Raw genomic sequence first — 14,527 nt, forward strand, 5'->3', positions numbered from 1 at the left:
CTGCGTTTCGGCTACGGGGCCGACGGACTGGGATGGTGGCTACAACTGGGAGGAAGTTGACGCCCCCGCATTCTATACGAACTTCGGGCGATCCTCCATCTCGGTTGCGGCACCGGGAGGCAACACCGGAGACTACGTCGCCGGACCGTGCTCGACCTCGAGTCTGGTGGTTCCTATCTGCCAGACGGCCTACTATGCCATCTGGGCGGCCGGTACCAGCCAGGCTTCTCCGCACGTGGCCGGGCTGGCGTCGCTGTTGGTCGAGGATTACGGCCGAAATCCAGGCAGGATCAAGTCGGAAATCAAGCGGTCGGCGGACGACCTGGGGCAGCCTGGAGTAGACCCCTGGTACGGTAGCGGTCGCGTCAACGTAGCGAACGCCCTTGGGATAGACTGAGAATCATCGCGGTCGATGCCGAGCGAAGGTCCGGCGGGAGTGCACGCGCTCCCGCCGGACCCCGGAGGCCCGTTCCGGTCTCCTACAGCACGTAGCCCTTCGCCAACTCGACGTACTCGGCCACCTGGTCGTCGGCCCAGCCGTCCTCACGTCCCAGCTCCCCCGCGAGCAGCGCCGCCACCCGCGGCGCCATCTCGATGCTCGCCCTCGCGTCCAGCAGCAGGGCGCGCGTACGCCGCGACAGAACATCCTCCACCGTCCGGGCCATCTCGTGCCGGGCCGACCACACGACTTCGGAGGCGCGGTAGGGAAGGGACGGGTGCAGCCGCTCGGCCAGCTCCGGGCGTGACCTCTCGAGCGCCTCGACTTCGAGCCAGTCCGTGCCGTACACGCTCCACGGCTCCGTGGGGTCGACCTCCTCCGTCCATCCGTGCAGCCGAAGGTCCTCCGTCACGCACGGCCTCTCTGGGAGCCGGCCTACCTGGGCCGCCCGGTTGATCGTGTCCTCGCCCATGCGGCGGTAGGTCGTCCACTTTCCTCCCGTGATGGTCACGAGACCGGAGGGAGAGACGATCAGCGTGTGATCCCTCGAGATCTCCTTGGTCTCGGAGTCCGGGTCCCCGACGAGCGGTCGGAGCCCCGCAAAGACGCTCAGCACGTCGGACGCGATCGGGTCCCGCGTCAGGTAGCGGACCGCGTGTGTCAGCAGGAACTCGACCTCCTCGTCCAGAGCACGCGGCTCGAGATCGGCTTCGGGGAGGGGGGTGTCGGTGGTGCCGACCACCACCCGCCCGTGCCACGGGACGGCGAAAAGCACGCGGCCGTCGGAGGTGTGCGGCACCATGATCGCGCTGTCGCCGGGCAGAAATTCCCGCCCCAGCACGAGGTGCACTCCCTGGCTGGGCGTCACCATCGGCCTCGCCCCGGGCTGATCCATCCGGCGGACGTCATCCGTGAAGACCCCCGTGGCGTTGACGACGACCCGGGCGCGGACCTCCATCTCCTGTCCAGACTCTTGATCGACCGCCGTGACGCCTTCGACGGCGCCTGCCTTGCTCTTCATCAGTCCGGTGACGCGCGCGTAGTTCAGTGGCACGCCTTCGAGGCTGGCCAGCGTGCGAACCAGGGTGAGCGCGAGACGCGAGTCATCGAACTGTCCGTCGTAGTAGACCACGCCGCCGCGCAAACCGTCCGGCTCGACGGTCGGGATCCGCTCCAGGGTCTCCTCGCGGGAGAGATTCTTCGAGGGCCCGAGACCCAGCTTCCCGGCCAGCGCGTCGTACAGCTTGAGCCCGATCCCGTAGAACGGCCCCTCCCACCAGTCGTAGACGGGTACCACGAACGCGAGGTGATGGACCAGGTGAGGAGCGTTCCGGATCAGGCGTCCCCTCTCGTGCAGAGCCTCGAGCACGAGGGACACGTCGCCCTGCTGGAGATACCGGACGCCGCCGTGGATGAGCTTGGTGCTCCGGCTGGACGTGCCCTTGGAGAAGTCCGACTGTTCCAGCAGGAGCGTGGAGTAGCCGCGGGAGGCAGACTCGACGGCCGCTCCCAGTCCGGTGGCGCCGCCGCCGATCACCAGCACATCCCAGGACGGCGTTTCGGACACGGTCGAAAGAAGTGCTTCCCGTCTCAAATCAACCGTCCCCTAGTCCCGTGATAAGTCACTTCACATGCACATAAATAAGTAAATGTGAAACATGAGCTTACTAATACAATGACTCGCCGACCGCGTTTTCTCCGACTCAGCCCTTCGGGTTCACCGCCTTCACCTCGTCGCCGACGTATTCCTCGTAGCTCTTGAAGTTCTCCCGGAACCTCCGGGCGAGGTCCGCGGCGGCCCGATCGTAGGCGTCGGGATCGTCCCAGGTATTTCGCGGGTTGAGCACCTCGGCGGGTACGTTCGGGCAGGACTGGGGCACGTGCAGCCCGAACACGGGGTCGGCGACCGTCGGGACGTCCCGAAGCGAACCATCCAGCGCCGCGTGCACCATGGCTCGCGTGTGGCCGATCTTCATGCGGTGTCCGACGCCGTGCGGTCCGCCGGTCCAGCCCGTGTTGACCAGCCAGCAATCCACATCGTGCTCGGCGATCTTCTGCCCGAGCATGCGGGCATAAACCGACGGGTGAAGCGCCATGAACGGCGCCCCGAAACACGCGCTGAAGGTGGCGACCGGCTCGTCGCCGAGCCCCTTCTCGGTTCCGGCCAGCTTGGCGGTGTACCCGGAGAGGAAATGATACATCGCCTGCTCGGGCGTCATCTTCGAGATCGGAGGCAGTACGCCGAAGGCATCGGCCGTGAGCATGATGAGGTTCCGCGGATGACCGGCCACCCCGGTCGGTGAGGCGTTCGGAATCCGATCGATGGAATACGCGGCGCGCGTGTTCTCGGTGAGGGTGTCATCGTCGAGGTCGAGACGCCGGGAGTCCGGGTCGAGCACCACGTTCTCGAGGACGGTACCGAAGCGCCGGGTCGTGTCGTAGATCTCCGGCTCCGCCTCCTCGGAGAGCCGTATCACCTTCGCGTAGCAGCCCCCTTCGAAGTTGAATACGCCCGTGTCGCTCCACCCGTGCTCGTCATCCCCGATCAGCGTCCGGGTGGGGTCGGCGGAAAGAGTGGTCTTCCCGGTGCCGGACAGGCCGAAGAAGACGGCCGTGTCTCCATCCGGACCGACGTTGGCGGAGCAGTGCATGGGAAGCACTTCGCGGGCCGGCAGCAGGTAGTTCATGATCGTGAAGATGGACTTCTTGATCTCGCCCGCGTAGCTGGTTCCGCCGATCAGGACCAGCCGGTGTCCGAGGTCGACGAGGATGAACACGGTGGAGTCCGTCCCGTCCATCTCGGGATAGGCGTGAAAGCCCGGTACCTGGATGACCGTGAACTCGGGGACGAAGTCGGGGAGGTCTTCCGGCGGCGCCATGATGAACATGTTCCGCGCGAACAGGCTGTGCCATGCCTGTTCCGTGATGATTCGGATCGGCATGCGGTAGTCGGTATCGGCCCCCGCGTAGCAGTCCTGGACGAAGATCCCCCGGCCCTGGAGATACGCCGACAGGCGCCGGTGGATGGCATCGAAGTGCTCGCGCGAGAAGGGTCGGTTGACCTTCCCCCACCACACCTTGTCCTCGCTGCTCGGCTCCCGGACGACGAACTTGTCGTTGGGCGATCGACCGGTGTGATCGCCGGTTCGGACGACGAGCGGTCCGTGGGCGAGCATGGCCTCGTTGGCCCGGATGGCGTGCTCGTAGAGAGCGGGTGCGGTGTAGTTCCACCGAACGATGTTCGCGGAGCGGATCCCGTGGTTCTCCACTCCGAAGCTGCTGATGTAGGGCCCGATTTGCTGCATCTGCCTCCCGCCTTCCGATGGGATGGTTCTGTGCTCGATCGGTCGCGCTCCGGCCGGACCGGGCCGGCACCGGCAGCCTCGGACCCGGCGGAAAGCATGGAAGGGAACAACATACAGCGTGTGTGCCCTCGGGCGAAGCCCGGGTGGCCGCGGTTGGCGCTCCGGGGTAACTTGCCGGGCTGGATCTCACCTCACGTACGTCAGGCCAATCGAGGCGCGCAGCATGATCACACTTACGGGCAACGACCTATCCATTGACGAGGTCGTGGCGGTGGCTCGGAGAGGCGAGAAAGTGGCTCCCCTGGACGGTCCGGTTCGCGACCGAATGGTCCGCAGCAACGAGTGGATCGAGGCGGCGGTCGCAGCAGGTGATCGGCCGCTGTACGGCGTGAATACGGGGTTCGGTCCTCTGGCCAGCGAGCGAATCTCGGCCGAGCAGGCCGGCCGTCTTTCGCGGAACCTGATCCTGAACTGCTCGGCAGGCGTCGGCCCGCCGCTCGACGAGGAACGGGTGCGCGCGATGATGATCGTTCGGGCGAATACGCTGGCGCGCGGCAACTCCGGCGTCCGACCCGAGCTCGCCGAGTCCTTCATACGGATGCTGAACAAGGGCGTGGTCCCGTACGTGCCCTCGAAGGGCTCGCTCGGAGCCAGCGGGGACCTCGCTCCGATGGCGCACATCGGCCTCGTGGTGACCCGGGGTCTCGACGACGAGGCAGGTGACGACGGAAAGGCCTGGTTCGACGGAGAGTTGCTGACCGGAGCGGAGGCGATGGAGAAGGCGGGGATTCCGCGACTCGTGCCTCGCGCAAAGGAAGGCCTCGCGCTGACGAATGGGACGACCTTCATGCTGGCCACGGCCGCCCTCGCGGCGCGCGATGCGATGGACCTGCTCGACCACGCGGAGGTCGCGGCCGCACTCTCGATCGAAGCTCTGCGCGCCCGTTCGAACTTCCTTCACCCGGCGCTCCACGATGCCAGTGGGCAGAAAGGCCAGGCGGAAGTCGCGTGGAACCTTCGACGCCTCCTGGAGGGAAGCCGCCTGCTCGATTCGGACCCGGACCGCGTCCAGGACGCGTACAGCCTGCGGTGCATCCCACAGGTGCATGGTCCGATCCGCGATGCGGTCCGATTCGTGTCCAGCCGGGTGGAGAGCCTTCTGAACGGAACGAGCGACAACCCGCTGGTCTTCATGGACCTTCCCGACGGATCGGGGCCCGACGCGGTGTCCGGTGGCAATTTCCACGGCCAGGGACTGGCGATGTGGCTCGACCTGCTCGGCATGGCCGTCGCTGAAGTCGGCAGCATGAGCGAGCGCCGCACCTTCCGATTGCTCACTCCGGACCTGTCCGGAGGTCTGCCTTCGATGCTGGTGCCGACTCCGGGGCTCGACAGCGGTCTGATGGTGGCCCAGTACACGGCCGCCGCGCTCGTCTCGGACAACAAGACGCTCGCGCACCCGGACAGCGTCGACTCGATCCCCTCGAGCGCCAACCAGGAAGATCACGTGAGCATGGGCGCGAACGCGGCCCGGCACGCGATGGAGATCCTCGACAACCTGCGGCACATCGTGGCGGTGGAGCTGCTCTGTGCGGCACAGGCGGTCGATCTGCGGGAGGGCGGGGCCGACGCGCTGGCTCCCCTCACGCGCACCGTCTACGATCAGATCCGCACCCGTGTCCGCTTCCTCGAGCACGACCGGACCCTCACGCCGGACATCGAGGCGGTGGCGGACCTGATTCGATCGAACGCCGTGCTCGTCGACGTGCGCGAGCACTGAGAGGTCGGGGAGGCGTGGACGGTGGGACAACACCCGAGGACGCGCGCAGAAAGATGAAAGGTGGACCGATATGACGACGTGGACGGACGCAGACCTCGCGGCCTTTCTCAAGGTGCTCGATCCCTCGGATGACCAGACCGGAGGCGGGACGGCATCCGCCGTCGCGGGGGCCATGGCCGCCGGGCTCGCGGGAATGGTGGCCCGCCTGTCCATCGGGAGGGAAGGGCTGGAGCCGGAGGCCTACTATCGCGAGATCGACGCCGAGGCGCAGGTGCTGACCGGTTCGTTGATGGAGGGGTGTGTCCGGGACTCGGATGCGTTCGGAGCGGTCATGCGCGCCTTCACCCTTCCCAAGTGCACGGACGGGGAAAAGGCGGCCCGCTCGGGGGCGATCCAGGACGCGATGGTGGGAGCGACCCGCGTCCCTCTGGAGAATGCCGAGCGCTGCGCGCAGGTCGTCGGCCTCATCGAGCGGCTGCGTGGCCGGTCGAATCCCAACGCCTCCTCGGATCTCGAGGTGGCCGGCGCGCTGGCGCGCACGGCGCTCGAGGGCTGCCTGGCCAACGTGGCGATCAACCTCGAGAGCCTCAAGGACGCGGAGACGGCCGCCGAGTTCGAGGCGCGCGCCTCCGCGCTTCGAGAAGCGACGGATGAGGAGGTGTTCCGTGGCTAAGGTCCTGATGTGCAAGGCCAACATCAGCGAGGGCCGGCGGAAGGACGTCCTCGAGGCCGTGGCGGAGGCCGTGCGCGCCGTTCCCGGGGTGATGCTGGCCGACTGGTCGGGAGATCCCGACCACAACCGGGCCGTGTACACGCTGCTCGGGCCGCCGGAGGCGGTATTGGAAGGCGCCAGAGCGCTCACCGTCTCGGCTCTCGAGCACATCGACATGTCCTCGCACGAGGGCGAGCACCCGCGGATGGGCGCGGTGGACGTCGTCCCGTTCATCCCGTTGCGCGAGATCGAGCCGGACGAGGCGGTCGAGGTGGCACGGTCGTACGGCCGCTGGCTGGGTGAGCGCGGCGTGCCGGTGTATTACTACGAGTACGCCGCCACGCGGCCGGAGCGCGAGGGCCTGCCCGGAATCCGCAAGGGCCAGTACGAGGCGCTTCCCGACAAGCTCAAGGATCCGGAGTGGGCGCCGGACGAGGGGCCGGCGGAGTTCAACGCGCGCAGCGGCGCCACGGTGACGGGGGCCCGTTTCCCGCTCATCGCCTTCAATGTGAACCTGAGGACGAAGGATCTCGAGATCGCCCAGACCATCGCGAGGGCGGTGCGTCACATCAACGGGGGATACCGCTACGTGAGGGGGATGGGCTTCGCGCTCGAGGACAAGGGCATGGTGCAGGTGTCGATGAACCTGGTGAACTACGAGAAGACGCCGATTCACCGGGTCCTCGAGACGATCCGCTCCGAGGCCGCCCGGTATGGAGTGCAGGTCGCCGGCACCGAGCTCATCGGCTCCGTGCCCCTCGGGGCGCTCGAGGAGGTGGTTCGCTTCTACCTGCAGACGCACGACTTCAAGATCGACCAGGTGGTCGAGACGGCTCTCCTGGGTTGAGGACCTGCCGTGGATGACGAGAGGGACGTGCCGGCCGCCGAGCTGCTGATTCGAGGCGCCTCGGAGGTGATCACCGGTGTGGCCGATCCGGGCGGTGAGCGCGCCAGCCGCCTTCGCCGAATCCCGCTCGGGGCCGTGGCGATCGGAGGAGGGCGCATCCTCGCAGTGGGGACGGAGACGGACGTGCGGGAGGGGTGCGACTGCTCGAGAGCCGACGTGCTCGAAGCTCACGGCGGGGTCGTGGCGCCCGGATTCGTGGACGCCCACACGCACCTCGTGTTCGGGGGGTCGCGGGTCCGGGAGTACGCGGCCCGCCTCACGCGATCGCGCGCCGAGGTCGAGGCGGCGGGGATCCCGACCGGGATCATGGCCACGGTCTCGATGACGCGGAGCGAGGATCCGCAGAGCCTCTACGAGTCCGCCACGAGGCGACTCGACGACATGCTGGCGCACGGCACCACCACGGCCGAGAGCAAGAGCGGATACGGCCTCGACGTGGAATCGGAGCTGAAGCTCCTCACGGTGAACCAGGAGCTCGACCGCTGGCACCCGGTCGACGTGGTGAGCACGTTCATGGGAGCGCACGACTTCCCGCCCGAGCTCGATCGGGAGGCGTACGTGCGGCTCATCATCGACGAGATGATACCCCGGGTCACGGACGAGGGGCTGGCGGCCTTCTGCGACGCGTTCTGCGACGAGGGCTACTTCACCGTCGATCAGTCCCGCCGGATTCTCGAGGCGGGTCGTGAGGCCGGACTCTCCCCGAAGATCCACGCGGACCAGTACTCGAACCCGGACGGCGCGTCCCTCGCCGCCGAGCTCGGCGCGACCTCGGCCGACCATCTCAACTACTCCTCCCCGGAAGCGCTTCGCAGGATGGCAGGCGAGGGCGTGGTCGCCGTGCTGATGCCGCTCATCGACTTCGCCGTTCAGCACCCGAAGCCGATTCGCGGACGGGAGTGGATCGAAGCGGGCCTCGAGATCGCCCTCGGCACGGACGTGTGTCCGGGCGGATATGCCGTCAGCATGCCGCTGGCCGTCCAGTTCGCCTGCCGGTGGAACGGCCTTTCGCCGGAAGAAGCGCTGTATGCCGGCACGCTGGGAGCGGCGCATGCCTGCGGACTCGACGACCGGGGCCAGATCGAGCCGGGCACGGTGGCGGACCTCCAGATATGGGACGTGCCGTCCCTCGAGGACATGGTGTACCGGATCGGACACAACCCGGTGCGAACCGTGGTCAAGAACGGAAAGGTGGTGATCTGATGGCGGTCACGGGTGGACCGAGGGAGGTGCGGGCACCCCGCGGGAGCGAGATGAGCTGCAGGGGCTGGCCGCAGGAGGCCGCCCTCCGGATGCTGATGAACAACCTCGATCCCGAGGTGGCCGAGCGACCGGAGGACCTCGTGGTGTATGGCGGCCGTGGCCAGGCGGCGCGGAACTGGGACTGCTTCGATGCCATCGTCCGGGCGCTGAGGGACCTGGATGCGGACGAGACGCTGCTCGTGCAGTCCGGAAAACCGGTGGGCGTCTTCTACACCCACGAGGACGCGCCTCGGGTCCTGATCGCCAACTCCAACCTGGTCCCGCATTGGGCCACCCAGGACCACTTCGACGATCTGGCCGCGAAAGGCCTGATCATGTTCGGGCAGATGACCGCGGGGAGCTGGATCTACATCGGCACCCAGGGGATCCTTCAGGGCACCTACGAGACGCTCGGGGCGCTGGCGTCCCAGAAGGGCTGGGGCAGCCTGAAGGGCCGGATCGTACTCACCGGCGGGCTCGGCGGAATGGGCGGTGCTCAGCCACTGGCCGTGACCATGAACGAGGGCGTGGCGCTGTGCGTCGAGGTGGACCCGAGCCGCGCCCGACGCCGGCTCGAGACCCGCTACGTCGATCGCGTGGTCGAGAGCACGGACGAGGCCGTCGCCCTGTGCGAGGCAGCCCGCAGCGCCGGCGAAGCGCTGTCGGTGGGTCTGATCGGCAACTGCGCTGAAGTGCTTCCGGAGCTGGTTCAGAGGGGCTTCGAGCCCGACGTGGTTACGGACCAGACCTCGGCCCATGATCCTCTCATGTACGTGCCGGCCGGTCTCGATGTGGAGGCAGCCGCGGCGCTGCGAACGAGCGACCCGAAGGAGTACGAGCGGCGGTCGATGGCATCGATGGCCCGGCACGTGGAGGCGATGCTCGAGTTCCAGCGCCGCGGATCCGAGGTGTTCGACTACGGCAACAACATCCGGCAGAGGGCGTTCGACGAGGGAGTGGAGGACGCGTTCTCGTTCCCGGGCTTCGTGCCGGCCTACATACGGCCGCTGTTCTGCGAAGGGAAGGGCCCCTTCCGCTGGGTGGCCCTCTCCGGGGACCCGGAGGACATCTACCGCACGGACGAAGCGGTGATGGAGCTGTTCCCCGAGGACGGCCACCTCCACCGGTGGCTCCGCATGGCCCGGGAACGGGTGGAGTTCCAGGGGCTGCCGTCACGCATCTGCTGGCTCGGATACGGCGATCGGGCGAAGGCGGGGCACCGGTTCAACCAGATGGTCGCCCGGGGCGAGGTCGGGGCCCCGATCGTGATCGGTCGCGATCACCTCGACTCCGGCTCCGTGGCGAGTCCGAATCGGGAGACGGAGGCCATGAAGGACGGGTCGGATGCCGTCTCCGACTGGCCCATCCTCAACGCCCTGCTGAATGCCGTGGGCGGCGCCACCTGGGTGAGCTTCCATCACGGGGGCGGCGTCGGGATCGGGTACGCGCAGCACGCGGGGCAGGTGATCGTGGCGGACGGCACGGTGGCCGCGGAGCAGAGGCTCGAGCGCGTACTGACCACCGACCCGGGGATGGGGGTCGTTCGGCATGCGGACGCCGGATACGAGCGAGCGGTGGCCGTGGCCCGCGAGCACGGGATCAAGATCCCGATGCTCGGGATCGGCTACGACGATCGGGCGTCCCGGGACGCAGCCTCCGACTAGCGCTCCTCCCTGTCGGGTCTGTCGAGGTAGCGCCGCAGCGCCTCCCGATCCTCCTCGCTTCCGAACAGCGTCCCGCCGGTGCGGAGGAGATCGCCGACCACTTCGTCGAGATCCCGGAGCGCCCTTCGTTCCGCCGCCTTGCTGAGGTCGCCGATGAACGGCCACAGACGGTCCCGCAGGTCCGGCGGGAGCACCTGTTCGAGGTACTCGAGCGCGAAGCTGCGCAACTCCGGGTCGTCCAGGATCAGTCCGTGGTAGGCGGCCCGTACGGTGTCACGGTCGAGCACCAGGCTGAGGAGCCGGAAGGTGTGCTCGAGGCTCAGCTCGCCCCGCGCACCGATCCTGCGTTCGACGAATCCGTCGTCGGCCGCCGGGTCGAGCAAACGGGCCAGTTCCCAGACGGGCTTCTCCCTCCCGAGCTGGTAGCGGATCGCCTCCCACACCTTCGCGCGCCAGTCCTCGTCGGTCTCCGACATGGAGCGAAGTCGACGGCGGTAGAGCGCCAGGGCCACCCGGTACCGCACCTCGAACCGGGCGGCGTTCAACGCCTCCACGAGAGCGCGGTCCGCGTCCGGGTCATCGATACGGGCGAGTACCCCCGGTATCCGCCGGCGGATCACGAAGTCCGCCGATTCATCGGCGAGGTTGGAGGCGAGGTACGGCACCGACTTCGCGCCCATCGCCGCGAGACCGCGGACCACCGAATCCAACCACGCATCCCGGGCGAGCAGGGGAACCAGGTGGGGAAGGTCGGTCTCGGACCACGGTCCGCCGCTCCCGAGAGCCCGCTCCACCAGCACCGGATCTCCGGAGCGCAGCCACTCGGACGGCGTTGCCGGCGGGGTCTCCTGCTCCGGCTCCTCGGCATCCCTCTCGGGCGGCTGCGCGGCGATCTCCGCCGACAGGTCCGCCGTGGCGAGGACGCGGGTGATGTCGAGCCGGGTTACCGTCGCTCCGAGCCGATCCGCTCGGTCGAGACCGATGCCATCCAGCACATCCTCGGCGTTTCCGCTGCGCTCCAGCCGCGTACGCAGGGTGACGAAATACTGGCGTCCCATGGCGCGGGCGAGGCCGATGAGGATCAGCGAAAACCCGATGACGAACGCGGACAGCCAGTGGGACGGGAGGCGCCCGAAGGTGACCCAGAGGAGCACGACGAGAGCCCCGAGGCCGTCGCCGGCGTTGCTGACCATGGAGTCGATGAAGGCCTTCGATCGCCTCCGGACGACCGGGTCGACGGGAATCCACAGCAACTCCGCCACGCTGCGGAACAGGGACTTGCCAAGCGTGGTGTCCGCACCCCGGACCAGCGTGGCCATCAGCAGGCCGGGCGCCAGCAGCATGCCGGCCGATCCCATCAGCAGCGCGAGAGGGAGAATCGCCAGGCTCCACGCCACGCCGGCTCCCGCCAGGAACCGGGCGGCCACGAACACCTGGATGACGAAGCTGAGCCCTCCCGTCCAGCCCCGGAAGGCGCCCATGAAGGTCGTCACTCTCCTCGTCACCGCCTGCACCGCCTCCGGGCCCGACAGGGAGGCCGCGGCGGCCTCCCGCGCCGCCACCATCTGAATGGTCTCCTGGAGCTGCCACGCGACCACGTAGCTGGCCGCGGAGGTCAGGAGCACGATCGCCGCGATGAGCCGGATGTGGCGATTGGACAGCAGCTCACGGAGTCGCTCTCCGGTGCTGGCTTTCGAACCGTCATCGCTGCCGGTGCGCGGGCCGAAGCGATTGCGCGGCAGCATCTCGAGAGCCGACTGGGCCAGGACCAGCACGCCCACGAGGACCGGGACGAGCCTCACCGTGTCGTAGCCCTCCGGCAGGAGCGAGAGCGATACTCCGGCGACCAGCGTTCCCATCGCGCCCCCGGCGCTGATCAGGCCGAACAGACGCTTTGCCTCCCGGACCGCGAACACCTCGGAGATCGTGATCCACAGTCCCGAGGTCAGCAGCAGGACCGCCACGATCGTCCAGAGGTAGAAGAGCACCGCCGCGACGCGCGGATCGATCGGGGCTCCGGGCAGTCGCACGACCGTCCAGAGGAAGAGCAGGCCCAGGGCGACCAGGACGGTGACCGTGCGCATCACCCGGTGGGGGGACGTCCGCGCCATGAACCGGGAGAAGACGGCCACGGCGGGGAGACCCACGACGAGGCTCGCGTACAGGACGTAGGGTAGCGTGTCCGAGCTGAACAGGCCGAGGTAGAAGCCCTCACGCATGGCGCCCGCCAGCACCATGAAACTCATCACGAAGAAGGCGCCCAGCACGCTGAACACGAGGATCCGGATCTCGGCGGGCCGAATGTTCAGCCAGTCAGCCAGCCGCTCGTGCGCCCGCATGCTACCGTTCCCTGTCGGTCAGACCACCGCACCGGCCCGTCGGCATCGTTCGCGCTCGGCGGCTCAAGCGGGCAAACCCTCCCGGATCACGGTCTCCATGGCCTCGACGAAGCGATCGATCTCTTCCATCGTCGTGTAGACGCTCGGTGACACGCGGATGCCGGTGCACGATTCGTGGCCGATGGGGGTCACGATGATCCGATGCTCCCGGAACAGCCAGCTCGTCAATTCGCCCGGATCGACGCCCTCGACGTTCACGTTCGCGATCCCGCAGGCGAGGCCCGGCGCCAGGCTCGTGTTGAGCCGCACGCGGTCGTACTCGAGCAGCCGGTTGGCCCACGCGTCCCGCAGATAGACCAGGCGCGCCTGCTTTCTCTGCCCGCCGATCCCCTGGTGAAACGTCAGCGCCTCGGCGATCGCGAGATAGGGTGCGGCCGGGTGCGTCCCGATCTCCTCGAACTTCCGAATGTTGTCGTCCATCGATTCAGGTGCGGCCATCAGGGGCCATATCTCCGGAATGCGATCCTTGCGGACGTACAGCAGCCCCGTCCCGATCGGGGCGAAGAGCCACTTGTGGAGACTCACCGAGTAGTTGTCGCAGCCGAGGTCCGAGATCTTGAAATCGAAATGGGCGAACGCATGCGCTCCGTCCACGATCACCGGGATTCCCCGGCTCCGGGCCATCGCCACCACCTCCCGGACCGGGAGGATCTGCCCCGTCAGGTTGATCATGTGGCACATGAGGATCAGCTTCGTGCGCGGCGTGATGTTCTCCTCGAAAAGCCGGACGATCTCGTTCGGATCTTCCGCCGGAACGGGAATCGGGAACTCCCGCAGCACGATGCCCTCGCGCTCTTCCCGCTGCCGGAAGGTGTTGATCATGCGCGGGTAGTCCTGGTCGGTAGTCAGGACCTCGTCGCCCGGAGCCAGATCGATCCCGAACTGGAGGGTCTGCAGGCTTTCCGAGGCGTTGCGGGTGAAGGCGATCTCTTCGGCGTCGACGCCCCACTGGGCGGCCACCCGCTGCCGCACCGGCTCCCGCTGCGGCTCGAGAATGCGCCACATCGTGTACACGGGCGCCTTGTTCGAGTAGTCGAGGTGCTGCTTCATGGCCGCCTGGACGTAGGCCGGCGCCGGGCTGACGCCTCCGTTGTTCAGGTTGACGAGCGAGCGGTCCACGGTGAATGCCGTGGCGACCTCGGCCCAGAAGTCCTCATCCGAGGCGATGTCCCCGGGAGTGCCCGTATGAGCGGCCAGGTTGTCCAGGATTCCGGCGGTCTCCGAGAACCGGAGTCTTGGCAGGGGCACGCCGGAGGCGATCGCTGCGGTGGGAAGGCCGATGGTTCCGAGGAAACCACGTCGCGTGTACATCGCATGCCTCCGGATCTGAGCCGCCGGGCCCGGTGGCCCGGCGACGTATGTGTGGCGAGAGCGCTCGGCTCAGCCCCCCATGCCCGGCATCATCTGGGGCTTTTCGGTGATCGAGGACTGCGCGTCCGTTCCGAAGCCCTTCAGGATCAGCACGCCGCCCTCTGGCGCCGTCCCCTTCACGATACCGAACGGGACGTCCGAGCTGATCCAGGCCTCGGACCCATCTTCTGCGGTCCGGATGTGCAGCGTCGAGAAGGTCCCGGCCGGGACGTCGAGGCTCTCCGTGCCCACGACGCTCGACGTCATGCACTTCTCGGAGAACTCGACCATCGGGTTCGGGCCCATCTGCTGCTGCATCATGGCGATCATTTCCTGTGGCAGCTGCATGGCCGGCTGACCCGCCATCTTCATGATCACGCCCGTCACCTCGTCGGTGTCGAACGGCCAGCCCGGAACGTCGAGCTGAACCACCACCGGGCCCTGGTTGGTCACGGCCGAGAACTCGTACCAGATGTTGTCGGCGTCATCCGCCCGCTCGACGATCGCGAAACGAAGCGAGCTCACCTCGTCGCCGGGAACGCCCGACAGGTCGAACTCTGCCCAGTATCCGACCTCGGTCTCCTGTATCGCGGCGCAGGCATCGGCCTGGTCCTGAGCGTATGCGGGGAAAGCGGCAACCATCAGGGCCGCGAGAACGAGGCAGGAGCGTCGAATCATTGAATCCTCTTCTTTCCGTTGAGTCCGCACAGCCACCCGGGCTGCGCCCGC

General features: G+C 67.7%; 11 protein-coding genes. 6 read left to right on the forward strand and 5 right to left on the reverse strand.

Annotated features, from left to right (window positions below; translation table 11 throughout):
• A partial coding sequence (locus AC36XV_RS04925) for a S8 family serine peptidase (protein ID WP_492202567.1) occupies positions 1-397 on the forward strand: 397 nt, incomplete at its 5' end.
• 82 nt (positions 398-479) lie between these two features.
• Here AC36XV_RS04925 and AC36XV_RS04930 read toward each other — a convergent pair.
• Entirely contained in the window at positions 480-2,033 is a 1,554-nt protein-coding gene (locus AC36XV_RS04930; RefSeq protein WP_492202568.1) for a glycerol-3-phosphate dehydrogenase/oxidase, read from the reverse strand.
• Between the two features lie 109 nt (positions 2,034-2,142).
• The gene (locus tag AC36XV_RS04935) at positions 2,143-3,744 is read right to left on the reverse strand and encodes a phosphoenolpyruvate carboxykinase (RefSeq protein ID WP_492202569.1); all 1,602 of its coding nucleotides are present in this window, start codon (positions 3,742-3,744) and stop codon (positions 2,143-2,145) included.
• Positions 3,745-3,967: 223 nt separating this feature from the next.
• Here AC36XV_RS04935 and hutH point away from each other — a divergent pair, with 223 nt between their 5' ends.
• From hutH to hutU, 5 genes are all read left to right on the forward strand, one after another.
• Positions 3,968-5,524, forward strand: a complete 1,557-nt coding sequence (hutH, locus tag AC36XV_RS04940; RefSeq protein ID WP_492202570.1) for a histidine ammonia-lyase — start codon at positions 3,968-3,970, stop codon at positions 5,522-5,524.
• 70 nt (positions 5,525-5,594) lie between these two features.
• Entirely contained in the window at positions 5,595-6,197 is a 603-nt protein-coding gene (locus AC36XV_RS04945; protein ID WP_492202571.1) for a cyclodeaminase/cyclohydrolase family protein, read from the forward strand.
• Complete coding sequence (gene ftcD / locus AC36XV_RS04950) at positions 6,190-7,083, forward strand: glutamate formimidoyltransferase (RefSeq protein ID WP_492202572.1); 894 nt, start codon at positions 6,190-6,192, stop codon at positions 7,081-7,083. The genes AC36XV_RS04945 and ftcD overlap by 8 nt, the downstream gene beginning before the upstream one ends.
• Before the next feature lie 9 nt (positions 7,084-7,092).
• Complete coding sequence (gene hutI / locus AC36XV_RS04955; protein ID WP_492202573.1) at positions 7,093-8,346, forward strand: imidazolonepropionase; 1,254 nt, start codon at positions 7,093-7,095, stop codon at positions 8,344-8,346.
• Complete coding sequence (gene hutU / locus AC36XV_RS04960; RefSeq protein WP_492202574.1) at positions 8,346-10,049, forward strand: urocanate hydratase; 1,704 nt, start codon at positions 8,346-8,348, stop codon at positions 10,047-10,049. Before hutI ends, hutU begins: the two co-directional genes overlap by 1 nt.
• Here hutU and AC36XV_RS04965 read toward each other — a convergent pair.
• The 3 genes from AC36XV_RS04965 to AC36XV_RS04975 form a co-directional block, all read right to left on the reverse strand.
• A complete protein-coding gene (locus AC36XV_RS04965) occupies positions 10,046-12,388 on the reverse strand; it encodes a hypothetical protein (RefSeq protein WP_492202575.1) in 2,343 nt (780 codons plus the stop codon). The two genes, hutU and AC36XV_RS04965, sit on opposite strands and share 4 nt — an antisense overlap.
• A gap of 63 nt (positions 12,389-12,451) precedes the next feature.
• Positions 12,452-13,759 (reverse strand): aminotransferase class V-fold PLP-dependent enzyme, encoded by a 1,308-nt coding sequence (locus AC36XV_RS04970; RefSeq protein ID WP_492202576.1) that lies wholly within the window; start codon positions 13,757-13,759, stop codon positions 12,452-12,454.
• 69 nt (positions 13,760-13,828) lie between these two features.
• The gene (locus AC36XV_RS04975) at positions 13,829-14,476 is read right to left on the reverse strand and encodes a hypothetical protein (RefSeq protein ID WP_492202577.1); all 648 of its coding nucleotides are present in this window, start codon (positions 14,474-14,476) and stop codon (positions 13,829-13,831) included.
• Positions 14,477-14,527 lie beyond the last annotated feature (51 nt).

This window comes from Candidatus Benthicola sp. (assembly GCF_058719085.1).

Coding starts and splice junctions, on each gene's coding strand:
- AC36XV_RS04970 (WP_492202576.1), bottom strand. CDS start 13,759: ATGTACACGCGACGTGGTTTCCTCGGAACCATCGGCCTTCCCACCGCA.
- AC36XV_RS04935 (WP_492202569.1), bottom strand. CDS start 3,744: ATGCAGCAAATCGGGCCCTACATCAGCAGCTTCGGAGTGGAGAACCAC.
- AC36XV_RS04975 (WP_492202577.1), bottom strand. CDS start 14,476: ATGATTCGACGCTCCTGCCTCGTTCTCGCGGCCCTGATGGTTGCCGCT.
- AC36XV_RS04945 (WP_492202571.1), top strand. CDS start 5,595: ATGACGACGTGGACGGACGCAGACCTCGCGGCCTTTCTCAAGGTGCTC.
- hutU (WP_492202574.1), top strand. CDS start 8,346: ATGGCGGTCACGGGTGGACCGAGGGAGGTGCGGGCACCCCGCGGGAGC.
- hutH (WP_492202570.1), top strand. CDS start 3,968: ATGATCACACTTACGGGCAACGACCTATCCATTGACGAGGTCGTGGCG.
- AC36XV_RS04965 (WP_492202575.1), bottom strand. CDS start 12,388: ATGCGGGCGCACGAGCGGCTGGCTGACTGGCTGAACATTCGGCCCGCC.